Annotated in this window: 15 protein-coding genes; 4 read left to right on the top strand and 11 right to left on the bottom strand. The window is 72.8% G+C overall.

Annotation, left to right across the window (positions count from 1 at the left end; genetic code table 11):
* Positions 1–34: 34 nt before the first annotated feature.
* Complete coding sequence (locus tag ABD350_RS03825; protein WP_344346235.1) at positions 35–994, bottom strand: LysR family transcriptional regulator; 960 nt, start codon at positions 992–994, stop codon at positions 35–37.
* 158 nt (positions 995–1,152) lie between these two features.
* On the opposite strand from ABD350_RS03825, the gene ABD350_RS03830 reads away from it, so the two are divergent.
* Positions 1,153–3,558: a M4 family metallopeptidase gene (locus ABD350_RS03830; protein WP_344346236.1), complete on the top strand. Its 2,406-nt coding sequence runs from the start codon at positions 1,153–1,155 to the stop codon at positions 3,556–3,558.
* Positions 3,559–3,682: 124 nt separating this feature from the next.
* Here ABD350_RS03830 and ABD350_RS03835 read toward each other — a convergent pair whose 3' ends face one another.
* From ABD350_RS03835 to ABD350_RS03855, 5 genes are all read right to left on the bottom strand, one after another.
* Positions 3,683–3,985, bottom strand: coding sequence for a hypothetical protein (locus ABD350_RS03835; protein WP_249456872.1), 303 nt, complete (start codon positions 3,983–3,985; stop codon positions 3,683–3,685).
* Between the two features lie 818 nt (positions 3,986–4,803).
* Positions 4,804–6,051, bottom strand: a complete 1,248-nt coding sequence (locus ABD350_RS03840) for a glycosyltransferase (RefSeq protein ID WP_382466767.1) — start codon at positions 6,049–6,051, stop codon at positions 4,804–4,806.
* 84 nt (positions 6,052–6,135) lie between these two features.
* Positions 6,136–7,416, bottom strand: a complete 1,281-nt coding sequence (locus tag ABD350_RS03845; protein WP_344346238.1) for an ABC transporter substrate-binding protein — start codon at positions 7,414–7,416, stop codon at positions 6,136–6,138.
* Positions 7,416–8,267 carry a carbohydrate ABC transporter permease gene (locus tag ABD350_RS03850; RefSeq protein WP_344346240.1) on the bottom strand — a complete coding sequence of 284 codons (852 nt, stop codon included), beginning with the start codon at positions 8,265–8,267 and terminating at the stop codon, positions 7,416–7,418. The genes ABD350_RS03845 and ABD350_RS03850 overlap by 1 nt, the downstream gene beginning before the upstream one ends.
* On the bottom strand, positions 8,264–9,187 hold the full coding sequence (locus ABD350_RS03855; protein ID WP_382466770.1) for a carbohydrate ABC transporter permease: 924 nt from the start codon (positions 9,185–9,187) through the stop codon (positions 8,264–8,266). Before ABD350_RS03855 ends, ABD350_RS03850 begins: the two co-directional genes overlap by 4 nt.
* A gap of 166 nt (positions 9,188–9,353) precedes the next feature.
* On the opposite strand from ABD350_RS03855, the gene ABD350_RS03860 reads away from it, so the two are divergent.
* Complete coding sequence (locus ABD350_RS03860; RefSeq protein ID WP_344346241.1) at positions 9,354–10,217, top strand: phosphotransferase enzyme family protein; 864 nt, start codon at positions 9,354–9,356, stop codon at positions 10,215–10,217.
* Between the two features lie 88 nt (positions 10,218–10,305).
* On the opposite strand, the gene ABD350_RS03865 is transcribed toward ABD350_RS03860, so the two are convergent.
* From ABD350_RS03865 to ABD350_RS03880, 4 genes are all read right to left on the bottom strand, one after another.
* The gene (locus tag ABD350_RS03865) at positions 10,306–11,028 is read right to left on the bottom strand and encodes a 3'-5' exonuclease (RefSeq protein WP_344346242.1); all 723 of its coding nucleotides are present in this window, start codon (positions 11,026–11,028) and stop codon (positions 10,306–10,308) included.
* A 101-nt stretch (positions 11,029–11,129) separates the two neighbouring features.
* Positions 11,130–12,368, bottom strand: coding sequence for an SAV2148 family HEPN domain-containing protein (locus ABD350_RS03870; RefSeq protein WP_344346243.1), 1,239 nt, complete (start codon positions 12,366–12,368; stop codon positions 11,130–11,132).
* 113 nt (positions 12,369–12,481) lie between these two features.
* A complete protein-coding gene (locus tag ABD350_RS03875; RefSeq protein ID WP_344346244.1) occupies positions 12,482–13,888 on the bottom strand; it encodes a copper amine oxidase in 1,407 nt (468 codons plus the stop codon).
* Between the two features lie 52 nt (positions 13,889–13,940).
* Entirely contained in the window at positions 13,941–14,762 is an 822-nt protein-coding gene (locus tag ABD350_RS03880; protein ID WP_344346245.1) for a Tat pathway signal sequence domain protein, read from the bottom strand.
* 200 nt (positions 14,763–14,962) lie between these two features.
* Here ABD350_RS03880 and glgX point away from each other — a divergent pair, with 200 nt between their 5' ends.
* Positions 14,963–17,074 (top strand): glycogen debranching protein GlgX, encoded by a 2,112-nt coding sequence (glgX, locus tag ABD350_RS03885; protein WP_344346246.1) that lies wholly within the window; start codon positions 14,963–14,965, stop codon positions 17,072–17,074.
* 56 nt (positions 17,075–17,130) lie between these two features.
* Here the strand turns inward: glgX and ABD350_RS03890 are convergent, their stop codons facing one another.
* The gene (locus tag ABD350_RS03890) at positions 17,131–18,459 is read right to left on the bottom strand and encodes an MFS transporter (protein WP_344346247.1); all 1,329 of its coding nucleotides are present in this window, start codon (positions 18,457–18,459) and stop codon (positions 17,131–17,133) included.
* 80 nt (positions 18,460–18,539) lie between these two features.
* On the opposite strand from ABD350_RS03890, the gene treY reads away from it, so the two are divergent.
* Positions 18,540–20,909, top strand: a complete 2,370-nt coding sequence (gene treY, locus ABD350_RS03895) for a malto-oligosyltrehalose synthase (protein ID WP_344346248.1) — start codon at positions 18,540–18,542, stop codon at positions 20,907–20,909.
* The last annotated feature ends 181 nt before the right edge of the window (positions 20,910–21,090 follow it).

The following is a 21,090-nucleotide window of genomic DNA, read 5'->3' on the forward strand; positions in this document are numbered from 1 at the left end:
CGTCCGGTGAAGGCCCGCCACTGCAGGGAGGCGCTCAGCCGAGGACCGGGTGGAGTTCAGGACGGGCTTCCCACCATGTCCGGTAGAAGGTGTTGTCGGGGATGCTGGCGAGATAAGCGCGTCCTGCGGCCCGGTACAGCAGGGCGGCACGCTGCTCCGTGACCGCGGCCCGGTTCCAGGCGATCCGGATGCGTTCGGTGAGCGGGTCGCCGGCCAGCGGGCGCAGGACCGTTCCCTCGACATGCGGAGAGGTGGGCTGGCACATGGAGATGGCCCGCCCGGCGGCGATCAGTTTCCAACGCATCTTGCGGTCGGCGATCCGGTAGCGCAGTTGCGGCGTGAAGCCGGCCTGGAGGCAGACGTCGGTCATGGCCTCCGGGCCACCGTCGTCGTCATCGGTCAGCGCCGTCCAGGTCTCACCCGCCAGGTCGGCGAGTTCGATCTCCTCCTGCCCGGCCAGGGGGTGGGTGGCCGACAGGCGCACGCAGGCGGGTTCCTTCGGTATGAGGGTGCGGGCAGCCACGCCGTCGGGGAGCGGCACTTCGTGGTCGCCGACCTCTCCGTACAGGATCGCGTCGTACTTCCCGGCACCGAGCATGCGGGTGAGCGTGGTCGCCGAGTGCTCGGTGGTGAGGTCGATCTCGTGGCCGGGCAGTTCCTCCTCCAGGTATTCGAACAGCCGGTCCACCAGGACGAGCATGATGCAGCCGAGCCGCAGCGCCGGATGCGGTGCCGCGGCTCGCGTTCCCGCGGTCAGGGCGTCCATCTCGCCGAGCACCCGGCGTGCCGCGGACAGCACGAACTCGCCGAGCGGGGTGGGCTCGACGCCGCGTCTGCCGCGGACGAACAGCTCGCCGCCCGTGGCCTGTTCGATGCGCCGTAGCTGTGTCGAGAGGGCGGGCTGGGACACCCCGAGCCGAACCGCCGCACGCCCCAGGCTGCCCGCTTCCGCTATCGCGCGGACGGCTTCCAGATGCCTCAACTCCAGCTGCATTTCACCAGCATATGCAGGGCGGCGGACGGCCTGTAGGGGTCCGGGCCGTCCGGTCATAACACCGGTCTTATGTCCGATGGGAGGTCCCCTTTTTGCCATGCCCACGCTCATACTCGGGCGCATCCCCACTGACTCCCCGTTACGGAAGTGGCGCAGACGTGCACCCCACCAGACTCACGGCGGCCCTTGCGGCGCTCGCACTGACGGCGGGCCTCGCGGGCACTCTCGCGAGCACCGCCGCCGCGGCCGACGAGGGCAACAGTTCCGCCCCTGCCGCCGCGCACCACCTCAGCCCCCTGCGCGCCGGCGCCCTGGAGGCCGAGCTCGGCCCGGCCCAGCGCAAGGCCCTGATCCAGGGCGCCCAGGACAGGACGACCAGCACCGCGCGCACCCTCGGCCTCGGCGCCAAGGAGAAGCTGGTCGTCAGGGACGTCGTCAAGGACGCCGACGGGACGCTGCACGCGCGCTATGAGCGTACCTACGACGGTTTGCCCGTCCTGGGCGGCGACCTCGTCGTGCACACCCCGCCCGCCTCGCGGGCCAAGGGGACCGTGAGCACCACGTACAACAACAAGCGCGAGATCGCGGTGTCCTCCACCACCGCGACCTTCACCAAGGCCGCCGCGGAGGGCAGGGCTCTGACGGCCGCCAAGGCCCTGGACGCCGCCAAGCCCTCGGTGAACAGCGCACGCAAGGTGATCTGGGCCGGCGGAGGCTCCCCGAAGCTGGCCTGGGAGACCGTGATCGGCGGCTTCCAGGACGACGGCACGCCCAGCGAGCTGCACGTCATCACCGATGCCACCACCGGCAAGGAGCTGTACCGGTACCAGGACATCGAGACCGGCGTCGGCAACACCCGTTACAGCGGTCAGGTCTCGCTGACCTCGACCAAGTCCGGCTCGTCGTACACCCTGACCGACGCCACGCGCGGCGGCCACAAGACGTACAACCTCAACCACGCCACCTCCGGCACCGGCACCCTGTTCAGCCAGTCCAGCGACACCTGGGGCGACGGCACCAACTCCACCGCCACCACCGCCGCCGCGGACGCCGCCTACGGCGCCCAGGAGACCTGGGACTTCTACAAGGACGTCTTCGGCCGCAGCGGTATCAAGAACGACGGTGTCGCCGCCTACTCCCGCGTCCACTACGGCAACGCGTACGTCAACGCGTACTGGGACGACAGCTGCTTCTGCATGACCTACGGCGACGGCGCCGGGAACAGCGCCCCGCTGACCTCGCTGGACATCGCCGGTCACGAGATGAGCCATGGTGTCACCTCCAACACCGCGGGCCTGAACTACAGCGGCGAGTCCGGCGGCCTGAACGAGGCGACCTCCGACATCTTCGGCACCGGTGTGGAGTTCTACGCCAACAACAGCTCCGACCCCGGTGACTACCTCATCGGCGAGAAGGTCGACCTCAACGGCAACGGCACCCCGTTGCGGTACATGGACAAGCCCAGCAAGGACGGCAACTCGGCGGACAGCTGGTCCTCCTCGCTCGGCAACCTCGACGTGCACTACTCCTCGGGCCCGGCGAACCACATGTTCTACCTGCTGTCCGAGGGCAGCGGCAGCAAGACTGTCAACGGCGTGACCTACAACAGCCCGACCTCCGACGGCGTCGCCGTCACCGGCATCGGCCGCGACGCCGCGCTGAAGATCTGGTACAAGGCGCTGACGACGTACATGACGTCCAGCACCAACTACGCCGGCGCCCGCACCGCAGCCCTCAACGCGGCCTCCGCTCTCTACGGCGCCGGCTCCGCCCAGTACGCGGCGGTCGGCAACGCCTTCGCCGGCATCAACGTCGGCAGCCACATCACCCCGCCGAGCGGCGGTGTGACGGTCACCAACCCGGGCAGTCAGTCCGCCACCGTCGGCACCGCCGTCAGCCTCCAGGTCCAGGCGAGCAGCACCAGCAGCGGCTCCCTGGCCTACAGCGCCTCCGGCCTGCCGACCGGCCTGACGATCAGCGCCTCCACCGGCGTGATCTCCGGTACGCCCACCACGGCCGGGACCTACAGCACCACCGTCACGGTGAAGGACTCCACCGGCGCCACCGGCACCACGACCTTCACCTGGACTGTCAGTACCAACGGTGGTGGCGGTGGCTGCACCTCGACCCAGCTCCTGGCCAACCCGGGCTTCGAGTCCGGTGACACCGGCTGGACCAACAGCGGAATCATCAACAACGACACCCGTGAGCCGGCCCGCAGCGGCTCCTGGACGGCCTGGCTCAACGGCTGGGGCTCCGCGCACACCGACACACTGTCCCAGTCGGTGACGATCCCCGCGGGCTGCAAGACGACCCTGACCTTCTACCTGCACGTCGACACCGCGGAGGTGGGCAGCACCGCCTATGACAAGCTGACGGTGACCGCCGGTTCGAAGACCCTCGCGACGTACTCGAACGCCAACGCGGCCTCCGGCTACGCCCAGAAGTCCTTCGATCTGTCCTCGCTGGCGGGCCAGACGGTGACCCTGAGGTTCACCGGCGTCGAGGACGCCTACCTCGCCACCGACTTCGTCGTGGACGACACCGCCCTGACGACCGGCTGAGCAGGCACGAACCGTCCTGGTGCCGCACCCCCTCCCGGGGTGCGGAACCGTGCAACGCCTCGCCCCGACCGCCCGTACCCGGTTGCGCAGTGACTCGGCGTGGACGGTCGGAGCCCGTGGACGGTCAGAGGTCGAGGGCGTGCAGGAGGTGCCGGGTGTAGTCGAGGCTGGCGGTGCCGGCCGAGGCGGCGATGGCGATCGTCTCCAGTGCGGAGCGGATCCGGCCCCGGTTGGGCGGCAGGCCGTCCTCGGCTGACTCCGCCAGCTGCTCCTGGATGGTCTCGCCGCTGCTCACCAGCCCCGGGTACTCGGCGCGCAGCGCCTCGGTGAGCCGGTCGGCGGCCTCCATCAGGGTCTCCAGGTCCGGGGTGGTGCGGTCGCCGAAGCGGACCGGTCCGTTGACGTTGCCGAAGTTGTAAGTGCTCATGTCCTGTCCTCGCTCGCGGGCCGGAGGAGCCGTCGGGCGGCCGGGGCCGCAGACGTCGCCGATGTCGTGGGTGCGTGCCGCCGGCCGGTACGGCCGCGCCGTAGGAACGGTGCCAAGGCGGGCCGACGGCTTGAACGTTGGCCTGATTTCGACGGTACGGTGCGGCCCGGACCGCGGATTCCGGCGGCGGACGCCGTCCGCCCCGGACGGGGCCATGGGCCCGCGAGGGCCGGAAATCGCCACCCGTCCGAGTGAGCGGTACCCGTTGACCTTCCGCACCGGATCCGGCGCGGAAGGGGGCGTACGACCGGGCGCCGGGTCACGGTGCCTCGCGGTGGCGCGGCGACGCCGGTCATGGTCTGCCCCTCACCCTGATTCCGCCCCTTCCGGCCTTCCGTGGGCTTCACCCTAGGAACAGCCTGACGGGTTTGTCGCGCGCTTCGGTGAGCCGGACCAACGGGGGGCGGGTGTGTGGTATCGGCGGCCGCGGTCCGGCGTTCCCCTGTGACGTCGGACCGCGGCGGCGTCTGGTTCTGCGTCGGCCGCGGCTCCGGTGTCACCGGCAGGCGCGCGAACGGACGGTTTTCAGCCAACTGTCCAACGGGCGCTGCGCCTTGCCGGAGGTGGGCGTATGCGTACGGCCGCCGTGCCCCGTGGGGGTGGGCACGACGGCCGTGTCCGCGCCGAGGCGGGCTGCGCGAAACTCTGGCCGAGAGCGGGCGCCGGATCAACCTCTTCACGCAGCTGTTACTGGTTCAACAAGGTTTCGTAATCACAAAGCGGATCTCTGCCGGTCGGAACGGACACCGGCCGGCCGGTCACCCACCGTTGGGTCGGTCGCCCACCGGCTCCTGCCGCTCGTGGCGCGCGGACAGTTCGGCCTCGATGAGGTCGGCCGCCCGCCGGGTGCCGCCCTCCTGGGCCATCTCCGCCTGGATCCGCCGGAGCCGGCGCGCGACCTCCGGGTCGTCCACCAGGGCGAGGGCGGTCTCGCGGAGCAGGTCGGCGGTGGCCTCCTCGGTCGCCAGCTTCCGGGCGACGCCGAGCCCTTGGAGCATGTCGGCGTTGCCGAACTGGTCGACGGCCTGCGGCACGGCGATCATGGGCGTCGCGGTGGCCAGCCCCTCCTGGCTGCCGCCGGCCCCCGCGTGGGTGACGAACAGATCGGCCTGGCGCAGGATCGCGAGCTGCGGCACCCAGTCGTGCACCTCCACGTTGTCCGGCAGCTCCCCCAGTTCGGCGGGGGTCACCTTCCGGCCGACCTGGAGGACGAGGTGCCAGCCGGGCAGGTTCCCGAAGGCGCGCACGCACTCCCGGTAGAAGGCGGGCTGCTTGGTGAACGCCGAGCCGAGCGACACCAGCACCACCTTCTCCGCGCCGGCGGGCCGCTGCCAGTCGCCCTCCTCGGCGCGGTCGCCCTGGCAGGCGCCGACGAAGGTGTACACGCGTTCGTCCACCCGGTCGGCGTGCGGCTGGAGCGCCTTCGGGATGAGCACCAGGGAGCGCGGCGGGTGGCCGGCGAACGCGTCCGGGTGCTCGGTGATCCCGTTCTCCCTCAGCCATGCCTCGAACCGGGCGTAGTAGGCCTGTCCGCGTTCGGTCTGCCGGGGCTCGCGCCACATCGGCTCGGCGACCTCCTCCTCGTAGCCCTGCCAGGCGACGAGGTTCGGGGAGAGGGAGATCGCCGGGACGCCCCAGCGACGGGCGAGGACGCGGGCCGGGTAGGAGGTGATGTCGTGCAGGACCAGGTCGGGTGTGTCGCCGGCGTAGGCCTCGGCGAGCTGCGGGAGCGCCTGGATCGCGTCGTTCAGGAACGGCTCGACGTTGTCCAGCAGGGTGCTCCCCCACGCCTCCGGGTCGGCGTCGGGGCCGGGCAGGGTGGAGTGGTACGGGACGGGCCGGGCGCCGGTGGCGGCCACCTTGTCGGCGAAGACGGGCGGAATGGCGTACGTGACCCGGTGGCCGCGGGCGACGAGTTCACGGATCACCTCCAGGCTGGGGTTCACATGGCCGTGGGCGGCGATGGAGAACATGGCGATGTGGGCGGGGGTGGTGTGCGTGGTCATGGCGTCGACGCTAAGCGAGACGATACGTCTCGTCTAATCATTTTCCGAGCGCGGGGTGCTGGGCTGCGCTCCAAGGGCGGACGGTCAGCGCTGGTAGCGGGCCAGGACCAGGTTTCCGTCCCGCTCCAGGCGGTGGCGCAGCCCGGCGAGGGTGATCGCGCCGCTGTAGTACTCCTGGTAGGCCGGGGTGGCGACCTTGTCCTTCCATTCGGGGTAGCCGCGCACGGACTGGGCGGGCGCCGGGCGGAGGTGGGCGGCGAGGGCGGTGCCGGTGGCCCAGCCGTGCCGCGCGGTGCGCAGGGCCGGGTCCTCCAGGGCCCGGGTGCCGGTGGGCAGCATCCAGTCGCCGAGGGCGAGGCGCACCATGTTCCCGGGCCGCAGCAGGAAGTCGATGAAGGCGACGGCCTCCTTCTTGTGCGGGCAGTCGGCGGACACGGACAGCGTCTGGGGGCTGACGCCCTGGGTGAGCCCGTCGGCGCCGGCCGGGGCGGGCAGCACCTGCCAGCGGAAGCCCTCGGGGGCCTGCCGCACGATCTGCTGGCGGTAGGAGAAGCCCAGCGGAACCATGGCGTACCGGCCGCCGAACAGGCCGGGCAGGGTGTCCGAACCGCCGCTGCCGAGCGTCGACGCGGGGGCGCTGCGGTCGACGGCGACCTGGTCGTGGACGGTGCGGGCCACCACCTCGTCCCCGGCCTCGAACCGCACGGTGACCTTGCCGTCCGCACCCCGGTGGAAGAGGCGTCCGCCCGCGGACAGGGAGAGGTTGAGGGTGGCGGACACGGGCTCCTTCAGCGGCCAGGCCACGCCGTACCGTCCGGGCCCGGTCAGCTTCTTCGCGACCTGCCGGAACTCCTGCCAGCTCCAGGGGTGATCGGGTGTCGGTATGCGTACCCCGGCCGCGCGCAGCCGGTCGGCGTCGGCGATCAGCACCCGGGGCTCCTGGAGGAACGGCACGCCGTAGACGCCGCGGCCGAAGGCGGCCGTCCGCCAGGTGTCGCGCGGGATGTCGGAGGCGAGCCGGGCGGGCAGCAGGCCGGTCAGGTCGGCGAGGTGGCCGCCGTAGGCGAAGTCGGCGAGGTCGTCGGAGGCGTCGTGGATGACGTCCGGGGCCTCGCCGCCCTCGAAGGAGGTGAGCAGCTGGTCGTGCACGCTGTCCCAACTGCCCTGGACATACTCGACCTTGACGTCGGGGTGGGTGGCGTTCCACTCCCGCACCAGCTCCTTGGTGACGGCGACGGAGTCCGGCTGCCAGGCCAGGGACTGGAAGCGCAGGGTGACCGGGCCGCCGTCGGCGGGGCCGCCCCGGGAGCAGCCCGCGAGGAGGAGCAGGAGCACGGCGAGCGCCAGGGTGATCCGGGTCCGCATCAGCTCTTCACCGCCCCGGCGAGCAGGCCGCTGGTGATCCGTCGCTGGAGCAGTGCGAAGAAGGCCAGGGAGGGCAGGGTGGCGAGGAACGCGGCGGCGGCCAGCGGGCCGAGGTCGGCGACGCCCTCCGCTCCGATGAAGTGGCTGAGGACGACCGGGAGCGTCTGCCGCCGCGGGCTCTTGAGCAGCACCAGCGCGAAGAAGAACTCGTTCCACGCGGTGACGAACGCGAACAGGGCCGTCGCCGCGATGCCCGGCGCGAGCAGCGGAGTCGTCACCGACGTCAGTATCCTCAGCCGACCGGCCCCGTCGACGGCCGCCGCCTCCTCCAGTTCGGCGGGGACGGCGCGGACATGGCCGGCGAGCATCCACAGCGCGAAGGGCAGCGCCCACACCACGTACACCAGCACCAGCCCGGTCAGGGAGTCGATCAGCCGCAGCCGCTTCAGCACCAGGAACAGCGGGATGATCACCAGCACGAAGGGGAACGCCTGGCTGGCCACCACCCAGCCCGTGGCGGCGCGGGCCGCGCGGGTGCGGTGCCGGGCCATGACGTAGGCCATCGGGGTGGCGATCAGTACGGCGACGGCGGCGGTGGCGAGCGCCACCAGCAGGGAGTTGAGGGCGGCGTGCGCCAACGGCTGTTCGGCGAAGGCCTGCCGGACGTTGGCCAGGGTGGGGTGGCGCGGGATCCAGGTGGGGTGCGGGCTGCCCAGCTCGCGCGGGGACTTCAGCGCGGTGGACAGCAGCCACAACAGCGGGAAGGCGAGGAACAGCAGGTAGGCGAGCAGCGCCGCGTACTGGCCGGCGCGGGCGGCGCGGCGGGTCCTCGGGGTGCGCGCGGCCCTCACGCGTCCTCACCCCCGCGCAGTCGGCCGGCCAGGAACACCGCGAGCAGCACGGAGACCACGGCGACGAGCACACAGCCCATGGCCGCCGCGTAGCCGAACTGGCCGTACCGGAAGGCCTCCTCGTAGGCGAAGAGCATGGGCAGCCGGGTCTTGCCGCCGGGCCCGCCGCCGGTGAGGACGTAGACCAGGGCGAAGGAGTTGAGGTTCCAGATCAGGTTGAGCGCGGTGATGGCGAGGGCCACGGGTCTGAGCGCGGGCCAGGTGACCATGCGGAAGCGGCGCCAGGCGCCCGCGCCGTCGACCGCCGCCGCCTCGTGGAGTTCGCGGGGAACGTTCTGCACTCCGGCGAGCAGGGCGACCGTGGTCTGCGGCAGGCCCGCCCAGACGCCGACGACGATCACCGCGGGCAGCGCGGTGGCCAGGCCGCTCAGCCAGTCCCGGCCGCCCCCGAGGCCGAGGCCGCGCAGGGTCTCGTTCAGGACGCCCGCGTCGGGGTTGTAGACCAGCCGCCACATGATGCCGACGACGACCTCGGGCATCGCCCAGGGCACGATCGCGAGGGCGCGGGCCAGGCCACGCAGCCGTAAGTCCTGGTTCAGCAGCAGGGCCAGGCCGAGCGCCAGCAGGAACTGGGGCACCGTCACGCCGGCCGCCCAGACCAGGCCGATGCGGAACGACTCCCAGAACAGGGTGTCGTGCAGCAGGTCCCGGAAGTTGAGGGCGCCGATCCACCGGGTGGCGGCCGTCCGGCCGGACTGGGCGTCGGTGAAGGCCAGCAGGATGCCGTAGAGCAGCGGGCCGACACTGAGCAGCAGGATCGGGATGAGCGCGGGCAGGACCAGCCACCAGGCACCGCGGCCGGCGGTGACGAGTCCGGCGCGAGGCCGCGACCCCGCCACTGGTGTCCGCGCTTCGGCCACCTCTGTCACGGAATCAGCCCCTTTGCCTGCTCCGGTTGGCGTGTTCATGGTCGTGAAGGGCCGGTACCCCGTCAAGGGCCCGCGCACCGTCGCCGACCTGTACGGATGCGAGACTGGCCGGGCAGCGGACGGACACGGCACGGGAAGACGGCACGGAGGCGGGACGATGGACGAGGCACGCGCGCGGGACGTACTGGCCGCGGCGGGGGTACTGCCGGGTCCGGCCCGGGACGCGCGGCTGATGGCCCTCGGCGAGAACGCGGTGTTCGCCGCCGGCGGCCTGGTGGCGAAGGTCGGCCGGGACGCCGAGCTGCTGCCGCGGGCCGAGCGGGAACTGGCCGTCGCCGAGTGGCTGGCCGAGGCGGGTGTGCCGGCGGTGCGGGCGGCCGAACCGAAACCGCTGCTGGTGGACGGCCACCCGGTGACCGTGTGGCACCGGCTGCCGGACGCCGTACGGCCCGCCGGGCCACGGGACCTGGCCGCGCTGCTGCGCATCGTGCACGCCCTCCCCTCTCCCTCGTTCGCGCTGCCGCCGCGCGATCTGCTGGGCGGTGTGGAACGCTGGCTGCGGCTCGCGGGCGACGCGATCGACCCGGAGGACGCGGCCTATCTCCGCGCGCGCCGCGACGGCTTCGCGGCGCGGGCGGCGGCGCTGACGCCCCGTCTGCCGCCGGGGCCGATCCACGGCGACGCGCTGCCCCGCAATGTGCACGTGGGGCCGGACGGGCCGGTCCTGGTCGACCTGGAGACCTTCTCCGCCGACCTGCGCGAGCACGACCTGGTGGTCATGGCCCTCTCCCGCGACCGCTACGGGCTGCCCGCCGAGGCGTACGAGTCCTTCACCGGGACCTACGGCTGGGACGTGCGCGAGTGGGACGGCTGCGGGGTGCTGCGCGGCGCCCGGGAGACGGCAAGCTGCGCGTGGGTGGCCCAGCACGCCCCGTCCAACCCGAAGGCCCTGGCCGAGTTCCGGCGCCGGGTGGCGTCGTTGCGGGACGGGGACGAGACGGTGCGGTGGTATCCGTTCTGACCGTCCGCGGGCGAGCACGCCGGGCGGGTGCGCCCGGCCGAAACGCTCCACGCTCGCGGACCGGACCCCGGCCCGCTCGGCGGAACCGCTACGCGGGCTGGTCCTCGGTCAGCTCGCGCAGCGGCCACGCCCCGTCGACCACCGCGTCCGCCTCGCCCTTGCGCCGCAGGAACGCCTGGAAGTCCGCCGCCCATTCCGCGTACCACTGGACCTGACGCCGGTGCAGTTCGGCCGGGCCGAGGGCCGCGATCTTCGGGTGGCGGTCGGCTATCGCGGAGGCGAGCCGCGCCGCGGCGAGGGCGTCGGCGGTGGCGTCGTGGGCCGCGCCCAGGACTATGCCGTACTCCGCGCAGACCGCCTCCAGGTTCCGTTTGCCGCGGCGGTAGCGGTCGGCCCAGCGGTCGATGGTGTACGGGTCGACGACCGGGGCGGGGGCGGCGCCGAGCCGCTCGGTCAGGGACGGCAGGCCGTACCGGCGCAGTTCGGCGGAGAGCAGGGTGAGGTCGAAGGCCGCGTTGTAGGCGACGACCGGGACGCCCGTCTTCCAGTACGAGACCAGGACGTCCGCGATGGCGTCGGCCACCTGGTCGGCCGGGCGGCCCTCGGCCGCCGCGCGCGCGGTGCTGATGCCGTGGACCGCGACCGCGTCGGCCGGGATCTCCACGCCCGGATCGGCCAGCCACTCCCGGCGGCCCATGGGCTCACCGGCCCTGACCTCGATCACGGCACCCGTGACGATGCGCGCCTCGCGCGGATCGGTCCCGGTCGTCTCCAGGTCGAAGCCGATCAGCAGCTCCTGGTGCCAGCCCATGGGCGGCCCCCCTTCTCGGTGGTGCTTTCCCCCAGTGCCTCCACCATCGCACGCGGCACTGACAATCCACCGCCGGCCTTGTGCCGCCCGGCGCCGACGGGTCAGGACACCGGGCGCGAATCCGCCCAAGCCAGCTCGAATTCCTCGCGGTATGTCGGGAAAAGCCCGGAATCTCCGACATCGCCGGACGTGACCAGCCGACTGCCGTTGCGCAGCACCAGGACCGGCGACTCCATCCCGCGCGCCCCGCGCAGATAGGACTGCACCACCGCGACGCCGTCCGCGCCGTCGCCGTCCACCAGGTAGGCGGTGAAGCGGGGCGTCTCGTCGTACACCTGGATCTCGAACGCGCCCGGGTCGCGCAGCCGGGACCGCACCCGGCGCATGTGGAGGATGTTCATCTCCACCGAGCGGCTCAGTTCGCCCCGTTTCATCCCCAGTTCGCGCTCGCGGCGCTTGACCGAGCTGGAGGCCGGGTTGAGGAAGAGCAGCCGCACCCGGCAGCCGGACTCGGCGAGCCGGAGCAGGCGGCGCCCGGAGAAGTTCTGCACCAGCAGGTTGAGGCCGATGCCGATGGCGTCGAGCCGGCGGGCGCCGCCGAAGATGTCCTCGGCCGGGAACTGGCGCAGCAGCCGCACCCGGTCGGGGTGGACCGCGACGACATCCGCGTACCGGTCGCCGACCAGGTCCTCGACCGCGTCCACGGGCAGCCGGCGCGCCGAGGGCACGTCCCCGCCCGCGCCGAGCATCTCCAGCAGCCGGGCCGAGGCCCGCTCGGCCTGGCCGAGCACCGCCTCGGACAGGGCCCGGTTGCGGGAGACGACGTTGCGGGTCACCTCCAGCTCGTCCAGGGCGAGTTCGAGGTCCCGGCGCTCGTCGAAGTACGGCTCGAAGCACGGCCAGTGCTGCACCACCAGCTCGCGCAGCTGGGGCAGGGTGAGGAAGCTGAGGACGTTGTCGTCGGCCGGGTCGAGCAGGTAGCCCTTGCGGCGGCTGACCTCGCGGACGGCGACCGCGCGCTGCACCCACTCCTGCCCGGCCGGGCCGGCCGCGGCCACCACCCACTCGTCGCCGTGGACGGGTTCGTAGACGGGCCGCAGCACGGCGGCCACGACCGCGCGCAGCCGCTGTTCGACGAGATTGAGCCAGATGTAGGCCCGGCCGGCCCGCTGGGCGCGGGTGCGCACCTCGCGCCAGGCGTCGGCGTCCCAGTCCAGCTCCGGGCCGATGGACCCCACGTCCATCGGCCGGGCCAGGGACACCGCGCCGGGCGGGACGTCTGTGGAGTTCCCCTCGTGACCCTCGTCACCAGGAGGCAGCTCCAGCCCTCCCGAGCCCACCCGTGCACCGCCTTCCGCTCCCGGGGCTTCCCATCTCAACGATCAAGGAAGCCTACTCCGCGAGCGGTCGGCGGTGCAGCCGGATGGACAGGTCGGTTTCCCGGCCGCTTCGCTCAACTACGCCATTCCCAGTGACCGTTCTGCCATGCCAGCTCCTTGGGAGTGAGCGGATTCATAGCCGTGACGTCCCGCGGTGCGATGGAGAAGCCCTGCCAGTGCACGGGCATGGGCTGCTGGTCCTCGTCCCGGGCGATGTGGTGGAAGCCGACGTTCATCCAGACCACGGGGTGGGTGAGGGTCTGGCCGTTCACCCACTTGTCGACGGACTTCGGGTGGCCCGTGGCGCACTTGGGGTTGTCGTTGGCGAACAGCTCGCACTTGTCGTACTGGGTGACGTACAGGTCGTGCCGGGTGAAGGGGCGGCCCGGGTACTTGGTGGTGGGTCCGGGGACCAGTTCGTACGAACGGGCGTGCCCGTCCTTGTTCTTGCCGGTCGCGCTGACCATCCGCCACCAGCGGTAGTTCTTGTAGTCGCCCGCGAACTCCTTGGCGGGTTTGGTGCGGGTGGTCTTGGCGGTCGGGCCCTCCTGCCGCCCGGCGGGCGCGCTGACGGTGGAGTCGTACTGCTCGACCTTCGTGCCGGAGGAGCCGTCGAGGCCGAAGTCGAGCCGCCAGAAGACGTTGTGGCTGTGGCTGGTCGCGTAGTCCTTGGCGTTCTTGCCGATGGGCCAGCCGCGCCCGTCCTGGGCGTTGTAGTCCTCCCAGGAGAGGCTGCCGGTCGCACCGACGTTCATGTTGACCGTGCCGTCGTCCTGGAAGCGCCACTCGGTGATGTACTCGTACCAGCCGACCTGGTTGACCGTGTACACCAGCAGGTCCTTGCCCTGCTGGTGGTAGGTCTTGTCCGACTGGGCGATGTCGTGCATCCGGTAGGCGTGACCACGCGAACGGGTGGTCGTGCACAGTCCCTTGACGTTCGGGTGCCTGGGGTCGCCGTCCGGGACCTTGACGGTCTTGATGGTGCCACCGGGACACTCGCCGGGCGACAGGGGCATCAGTTCCTGGGCGAAGCCCTGGCCCGTCAGGTCGTAGTACTCGTGCTTCCCGTCGTCGTAGGGGACGTGGATCTGGGCGAGTCTGGCGCTGTTGAGGACCTTGATCGGCTTGGTCTCGCCCTTGGGCTGGTAGGAGACGTTCTCCAGGACGAGGCCGGCCTTGCTGTCGTAGCGCCAGCACATCCGCCAGGTCGTGCCGGTGGTGAGCTTCTGTTCGATCGTGTAGGCGGCGCTGCAGCCGGGGGTCGCGGCGGGGGCGGTGCGCGGCCGGGCCGCGGCGGGGCCCGCGCCGGCCGTCGCGACGGCGGCCAGCGCGGCCAGGGACACGCCGACGGCCGCGCTCTTCCTGGCGGCACGGACGAGGGCGCGCGGCCGGGCGCCGCCGGGCCAATGCCGTGCGGGCGAGTGCTGTTCGCGCGAGTGCTGTTCGGACGGACGCTGTTCGGACGGACGCTGTTCGGGCATGAAGGGACGACTCCTTGCCGAGGTCGTGGAGGTGCGGGCGGGCGGTGGGCGGTCAGCCGCGGTCGAGGGCGGCGGTCGTGCGGGCGCTCAGGTCGATCACCAGGTCCCTGGTGTCGATCCACGGCCCGTTCCTGACCTTGGAGAACAGCCGTACGCACCGGTGCGTCCCGCAGGCGTCGAGGACGGCGGGCTGGGCGCCGGGCGCGGCCCGGTAGATGCCGCCGCTCAGCTCCAGTTGGTCCGGGGAGGTGAGCTCCTTGCCGGTGGCGTCCTTGTAGTCGGCCTTGAGGCCCGTGCCGAGCGGGCTCGCGATCAGGACGCGGGCCGCCTCCGCGTTCTCGGCGCGGCTCGGCGGCGGCTGCACGCCGCGCTGGGTGTCCGTCCGCTCGACCTTCCCGGACCGCAGGTTGACGGTCTTGGTGACGAGTGTGTCGCTCCTGTAGTCGTAGAAGGCCACGTCGGCCCGGCGCGGCGCGCCCGGGTCGTCCGTCTCGCCGGCCTCGGGCTCGGCGAGGTCGACGCTCAGCCGCTGCGGACCGCGGTGTCCGGCGGCGTTCTCGCCCAGGGCGGACAGCCGCCCGGCCAGCGCGACCTTCTCCACCCGGCCGATCTCGTCGTCGGTGAGCGGGTCGCGGCCCGTGCCCTGCCTCGCCTCGGCGGGCGCCCGCTCCACGACGCCGGGCGGTGCGGCGTCCGGGCCCTGCCCGGCCTGCCCGGCCTGCCCCGCGGCCCGCGTTCCTCCGCCGGCCCCTCCGGAGTCGTCGGCGCCCGCCGTGCCCGGCAGGGTGATCGCGACCATGGCGGCGGTCCCCGCCGCCGCGAGGGCCGCTCCGGTCAGTACTTTGCCCAGATGGCGGTGCACTTCCTCGCGCACATCTTCCCCCTACTCCCCCTGTGGTCCCCGGGAGTACGTTTCGGCCCCACTGGTTCGGCGCACGGCGGGTACCAGAACCGCCGCACGCACTGGTCACACGACAAGAGGGCGGGTGGGCCGGGGGAGGTTGCCTCACTTTCGGACAGGACTCGGGGCCGAGGCGGCCCCGGGCGGACGGCACACCTGGGAGAGTCGTATCCATGCAGGTCTGGCCTGGAGAGGCGTATCCGCTCGGCGCCACCTATGACGGCGCCGGAACCAACTTCGCGGTCTTCACGGAGGCCGCGGACCGAGTAGAGCTGTGTCTGCTGCACGACGACGGCTCGGAGACGGCGGTGGAACTGCGCGAGAGCGACGCGTTCGTGCGGCACGCGTACGTGCCGGGGGTGATGCCGGGGCAGCGGTACGGGTTCCGGGTGCACGGCCCGTACGACCCCGGGCGGGGGCTGCGCTGCAACTCGGCGAAGCTGCTGCTCGACCCGTACGCGAAGGCGGTCAGCGGGTCGGTCCGGTGGGGCGAGGAGGTGTACGGCTACCACTTCGGCGCGCCGGAGCGGCGCAACGACCTGGACTCGGCGCCGCACACCATGACGTCGGTGGTGATCAACCCGTACTTCGACTGGGGCGACGACCGCCCGCCGCGCACCGAGTACCACCACACGGTGATCTACGAGGCCCACGTCAAGGGGCTGACCATGCGTCACCCGGAGCTGCCCGAGGAGCTGCGCGGCACCTACGCGGGCCTCGCCCACCCGGCCGTCATCGAACACCTGACCAAGCTCGGGGTGACGGCGCTCGAACTGATGCCCGTCCACCAGTTCGTGAACGACCACCGGCTGGTCGACATGGGCCTGAACAACTACTGGGGCTACAACACCATCGGCTTCTTCGCCCCGCACAACGCGTACGCCTCCTGGGGCGACCGCGGCCAGCAGGTGCTGGAGTTCAAGTCGGCGGTCCGGGCGCTGCACGAGGCCGGGATCGAGGTCATCCTGGACGTGGTCTACAACCACACCGCCGAGGGCAACCACCTGGGCCCGACGCTGTCCTTCAAGGGCATCGACAACCCCTCGTACTACCGGCTCGCCGATGATCCGCGCTACTACATGGACACCACGGGCACCGGGAACTCGCTGCTGATGCGGTCCCCGCACGTGCTCCAGCTGATCATGGACTCGCTGCGGTACTGGGTCACCGAGATGCACGTCGACGGCTTCCGCTTCGACCTCGCGGCCACCCTCGCCCGGCAGTTCCACGAGGTGGACCGGCTGTCGTCGTTCTTCGACCTGGTGCAGCAGGACCCGGTGGTCTCCCAGGTGAAGCTGATCGCCGAGCCGTGGGACGTGGGCGAGGGCGGCTACCAGGTGGGCAACTTCCCGCCCCTGTGGACCGAGTGGAACGGCAAGTACCGGGACACCGTCCGGGACCTGTGGCGGGGCGAGCCGCGCGCGCTGGCCGAGTTCGCCTCCCGGCTGACCGGTTCCTCCGACCTCTACCAGGACGACGGCCGCCGCCCGCTGGCGTCCATCAACTTCGTCACCTGCCACGACGGTTTCACCCTGCACGACCTGGTGGCCTACAACGACAAGCACAACGACGCCAACGGCGAGGACAACCGGGACGGCGAGAGCCACAACCGGTCCTGGAACTGCGGGGTGGAGGGCGACACCGACGACCCCGGGGTACTGCGGCTGCGCGCCCGGCAGATGCGGAACTTCATCGCCACGCTGATGCTGTCCCAGGGCGTGCCGATGATCAGCCACGGTGACGAGTTCGCGCGCACCCAGCGCGGCAACAACAACGCCTACTGCCAGGACAACGAGCTGTCGTGGATCGACTGGCCGGCGGAGGACGGCGAGCTGCTGGAGTTCACGCGCGCGATGGTGTGGCTGCGCCGGGACCATCCCGTCCTGCGGCGGCGGCGCTTCTTCCACGGCCGTCCGGTGGAGGGCACCCACGACGAGCTGTCCGACATCGCCTGGTTCACTCCCGAGGGCGCCGAGATGACCCAGCGGGACTGGGACTCGGCGCAGGCCTCCGCGCTGACGGTGTTCCTCAACGGCAACGCCATCTCCGAGCCCGGCCCGCGCGGGGAGCGCATCACCGACGACTCCTTCCTGCTGATGTTCAACGCCTCGCCCGGACCGCTGGACTTCGTGGTGCCGGTCGACCACGGCCGGCAGTGGCAGGTGGTCGTGGACACGGCCCGCCCGGACGGGGTGGAGCCGGGGACGGGCGAGAAGGTCGCGGCCGGGGACCGCGTCACCCTGCCGGACCGCAGCCTGACGGTGCTGCGACGGCCCGCGGAGTAGGGCCGCGCGGAGCGAGGCCCGCGGCGTGAGGGGCGCCGAGTGAGGCGCGCGGCCCCCTAGCGGGGTCGCGGGTCCGCCACGCGCGCGTGGAGCGCGTCACCGGGCCCGCCCGCGTGCGTGGCCGGGCGCACCGTCAGGGCGAGGACGAAGGTGAGCCCGGCCGCCGCGCTCGCCACCGCGAAGGCGGCCGTGGGGCCGTGGGACTCCGCGAGGCGTCCGGTGCCGGCGATCGCCAGGGCCTGGCCGCCGACGAGGGCGCTGGTGGCCACGCCCATGGTCTCGGCCAGCCGGGACGGCGCGACGGCGCGTTCCAGGAGGCCGAAGACGGTGATCAGGTGCGGGGCGTAGGCGACGCCCAGGACGGTGACGACGGCGTACAGGCCGGGCAGGCTCCTCGTCCCGAGCAGCGGCAGGGACAGCGCGAGCGCGGCGCCCGTGGCCAGCCGCCAGCGCGTGCGGGCGCCGACGCGCTCCGGTACGGCGGCCGTCGCGAGCCCCGCCACCGCGCTCATCACCCCCATGGCCGCGTACACCAGCCCCGCCTGGTCCGCCTGCCCGAGCCGCCCGGTGAGCGCCGTGATCCCCGCCTGGCAGGCCCCGAACATGGCCCCCTGAAGCGCCAACGCGGCGAACAGACCGGGCACGCCGGCAGGCATCGGCGGGCGGGCGGAGCGGGCCCGGGAAGGGCCGGGACGCGGGGCTTCGGGGGTGGGGGCGCCACCGGGGCGGTCGGCGTTTTCGTCGGCAGGGGACGTCACACGGGACGTCGGGTGGAGGGCGAAGGCGGTGCCGCAGGCGGCCACGAGGAGCGCCGCTGCGGCCATCGCGTAGGCCGGATGGGCGAGTACCGCGGCCAGGCCGACGAGCGCCGGGCCGAGGACGAAGGACAGTTCGTCCAGGGTGCTCTCCAAGGACAGCGCGGCGCCGACCGTCGACTCGGAGACGCCCGAGCGGCGGGCGAGCGCTATCAGGCGGGCGCGGGCCAACGGGCCCACGAGCGGCACGGTGACGCCCGCGGCCGCCCCCAGGAGGACCAGCGCGGGCGCCGGCAGCCCGGCGAGCGCCCCGGCGACCAGCGCGACCACGGCGACGGCGTTGAGAAGCGAGAACGCGAGCACCACCGGCCGCTGCCCGTGCCGGTCCGCGAGCCGCCCCACCAGCGGTCCGCAGACCACCTGGCCGAGCGCGAGCGCGCCCCCGGTCAGACCGGCCGTGGCGAGGGAGCCGTGCGTGCGGGTGACGAGCAGCAGGCTGCCGAACTGGATGGTGGCCGTCGGCAGCCGCCCCAGGAAGGACACACACGGCAGCAGCGGCCCCGTCAACCCGATCACCCGCCGGTAGGCGCCCCCCGCACGGGCCCGCCCCGGCTTTCCCGTCGTCCCCATCACTCGAACCTAGACACGCGGGCGTGATCCGGGCACCGGCCGATGACACGAAAGACGGCCAGCGGGGTACGTAGGTTCCCATGACTTCTGCGCGTCCCGGACCGGGGGTGCCCACGGCCACCTACCGGCTGCAGCTCCAGCCCGCGTTCCCGTTCGCCGCCGCCGAAGCGGCCGTACCGTACCTGGCGTCACTCGGCGTCTCGCATCTGCACCTGTCCCCGGTCCTGGAGGCCGTCCCGGGCTCCGCGCACGGCTACGACGTGGTGGACCACGCGCGCGTGCGCGAGGAACTGGGCGGCGAGGAGGGCCTGCGCGCGCTGGCCCGTACCGCGCGGGAGCACGGTCTCGGCCTGGTGGTGGACATCGTGCCCAACCACATGGCGATGGTGCCCCGGTACAACCGCGCCCTGTGGGAGGTGCTGCGCGACGGGCCCGACTCGCCGTACGCGCGCTGGTTCGACATCGACTGGGCGGCGCAGGACGGCCGGGTGCTGCTGCCGGTGCTCGGCGGCCCGGTCGGCTCGGAGCTGGAGCGGCTGCGGGTGGACGGCGACGTGCTGCGCTACCACGACCACGCCTTCCCGCTCCGTCCGGGCACCGAGGGGCTGCCGCTGCCCGAGCTGCTGGACGCCCAGTGGTACCGCCCGGTGTGGTGGCGGCTGGCCCGTACCGAGCTGAACTACCGGCGGTTCTTCAGCATCTCGGAGCTGATCGGCCTGCGGGTGGAGGACCCGGAGGTGTTCGACGCCACCCACGCCACGATCCTGCGGCTGCTGCACGAGGGCGTGTTCGACGGGCTGCGGGTCGACCACCCCGACGGTCTCGCCGACCCCGACGGCTATGTCGCACGGCTGCACGAGGCGACCGGCGGGCGCTGGACGGTCGTGGAGAAGATCCTGGCCGACGGTGAGCGGCTGCCGGCCTCCTGGCCCGTCGCGGGCACCACCGGCTACGACGCCCTGCGGCACGTCGACGGCCTGTTCACGGACCGCACCGGGGCGTACGAACTGCTGGGCCGCTACCGGGCGTTCGCGGCGCCCCAGACGGACCGGGGCGGCAACTGGGAGGCCACGGTCCGGCGGGCCGCGTACAAGGTGCTCACCCACGAGCTGGCCACGGAGACGGACCGGCTCACCCGGGTGGCCGCCCGGCTGTGTGCCGTCTCGCCCGACCTCTCGCTGCGCGACCGCGCCCCCTGGGCACTGCGCACGGCCGTGGAGGAGCTGCTGGTGCGGATGCGGGTCTACCGGCCGTACGCCTCCGGTGACGCCTCCGCCGTGATCACCGAGGAGGCCGCCGAGGAGGCCCGGCTGGCGTTCGTGGTGCCGGAGGAGGCCGAGGCCGTCTCCGTGGTGCGCCGGCTGCTGGTCGAGCCGCCCGGCGATCCGTCGGCGCCGGACCACGCCGGCCGGGTGGAGTTCCGCACCCGGTTCGCGCAGACCGCGTCGGCGCTGCGCGCCAAGTCGGTGGAGGACACCGCCTTCTACCGCTATGTGCCGCTGCTGTCGGCGGCCGAGGTGGGCGGCGACCCGGGCAGCCCGGGCGTGTCCCCGGAGGAGTTCCACGCGTACTGCGCGCGCGTGCAGCGCGACCGGCCGCTCACCGGCACGGTCGTCTCCACGCACGACACCAAGCGCAGCGCGGACGTGCGCGCCGCGCTGGCCGTGCTCACCGAGTGCCCGGACCGCTGGGCGGAGCTGCTCGCCGAGGTGAGCCTGGCCGAGGAGGGGGCGCCGGACGGGCAGCTGGCCTGGGCGGCCTGGCAGACGGTGTTCGGGCTGGGCCCCGCCGAGGAGGACCGGATCCAGCGGGCGCTGCTGAAGCACGCGCGCGAGGCGGGCATGTACACCAGCTGGACGGAGCGGGAGCCGCCCTACGAGGAGGCGATGGCGGCCTTCGTCGCCGCCGGGCCGTGCGGTCCGCCCGGCGAACGGGTGGCCGCGTTCCGCAAGGCGCTGGAGCCGCATGTGCGGGCCAATGTCCTGGGCACCGCGCTGGTGCATCTGACGATGCCGGGGGTGCCGGACGTGTACCAGGGCACGGAGGGCGAGTACCGGGCACTGGTGGACCCGGACAACCGGCGGCCGGTGGCGTTCCCGCCCGAGGCGCCCGGCGAGAAGGACGCGCTGACGGCGGCGGCGCTGCGGCTGCGCGCCCGGCGCCCGCACGCGTTCGGCGCGGACGCGTCGTACGAGCCGCTGGACGCCGAGGGCCCGGCGGCCGGCCACTGCCTGGCGTTCGCGCGCTCCGGCGAGGTGGTCACGGCGGTGACCCGGCTGTCGCTGCGGCTCGCGGAGGCGGGCGGCTGGCGGGAGACCCTGCTGCCGCTCCCGCCCGGCCGCTGGGCCGACGTGCTGGTCCCGGGCCGGGAGTTCAGCGGCCACGCGCGCGTGGCGGACCTGCTGGACCGGTTCCCGGTGGCCCTGCTGGAACGCGTCGCGGAGGTCTGAGGACGCGGGAGGGCGGCGGGCCGGACATGGTGAGCTGAGGGTGGGGACTGCGGGCGCGCTCACGGGACGCCTGTCGTACCGGTAGTGCGCTCGTGGCACACAGTGGCCCGACTCCCGTCGGTTCCGCGCCACCGCACGCCCCCGCACGCCCCCGGGCGCCTCCCCCGCCGACTGCTTGACA

This window comes from Streptomyces nogalater (assembly GCF_039532885.1).
GTDB classification, from domain to species: Bacteria; Actinomycetota; Actinomycetes; order Streptomycetales; family Streptomycetaceae; genus Streptomyces; species Streptomyces nogalater.

Excerpts from the sequence above, each read along its gene's own strand:
- ABD350_RS03845 (WP_344346238.1), bottom strand. The coding sequence starts at position 7,416 with ATGCGGACCCGGATCACCCTGGCGCTCGCCGTGCTCCTGCTCCTCCTC.
- ABD350_RS03865 (WP_344346242.1), bottom strand. The coding sequence starts at position 11,028 with ATGGGCTGGCACCAGGAGCTGCTGATCGGCTTCGACCTGGAGACGACC.
- ABD350_RS03825 (WP_344346235.1), bottom strand. The coding sequence starts at position 994 with ATGCAGCTGGAGTTGAGGCATCTGGAAGCCGTCCGCGCGATAGCGGAA.
- glgX (WP_344346246.1), top strand. The coding sequence starts at position 14,963 with ATGCAGGTCTGGCCTGGAGAGGCGTATCCGCTCGGCGCCACCTATGAC.
- ABD350_RS03840 (WP_382466767.1), bottom strand. The coding sequence starts at position 6,051 with ATGACCACGCACACCACCCCCGCCCACATCGCCATGTTCTCCATCGCC.
- ABD350_RS03860 (WP_344346241.1), top strand. The coding sequence starts at position 9,354 with ATGGACGAGGCACGCGCGCGGGACGTACTGGCCGCGGCGGGGGTACTG.
- ABD350_RS03835 (WP_249456872.1), bottom strand. The coding sequence starts at position 3,985 with ATGAGCACTTACAACTTCGGCAACGTCAACGGACCGGTCCGCTTCGGC.
- ABD350_RS03875 (WP_344346244.1), bottom strand. The coding sequence starts at position 13,888 with ATGCCCGAACAGCGTCCGTCCGAACAGCGTCCGTCCGAACAGCACTCG.
- treY (WP_344346248.1), top strand. The coding sequence starts at position 18,540 with ATGACTTCTGCGCGTCCCGGACCGGGGGTGCCCACGGCCACCTACCGG.
- ABD350_RS03890 (WP_344346247.1), bottom strand. The coding sequence starts at position 18,459 with ATGGGGACGACGGGAAAGCCGGGGCGGGCCCGTGCGGGGGGCGCCTAC.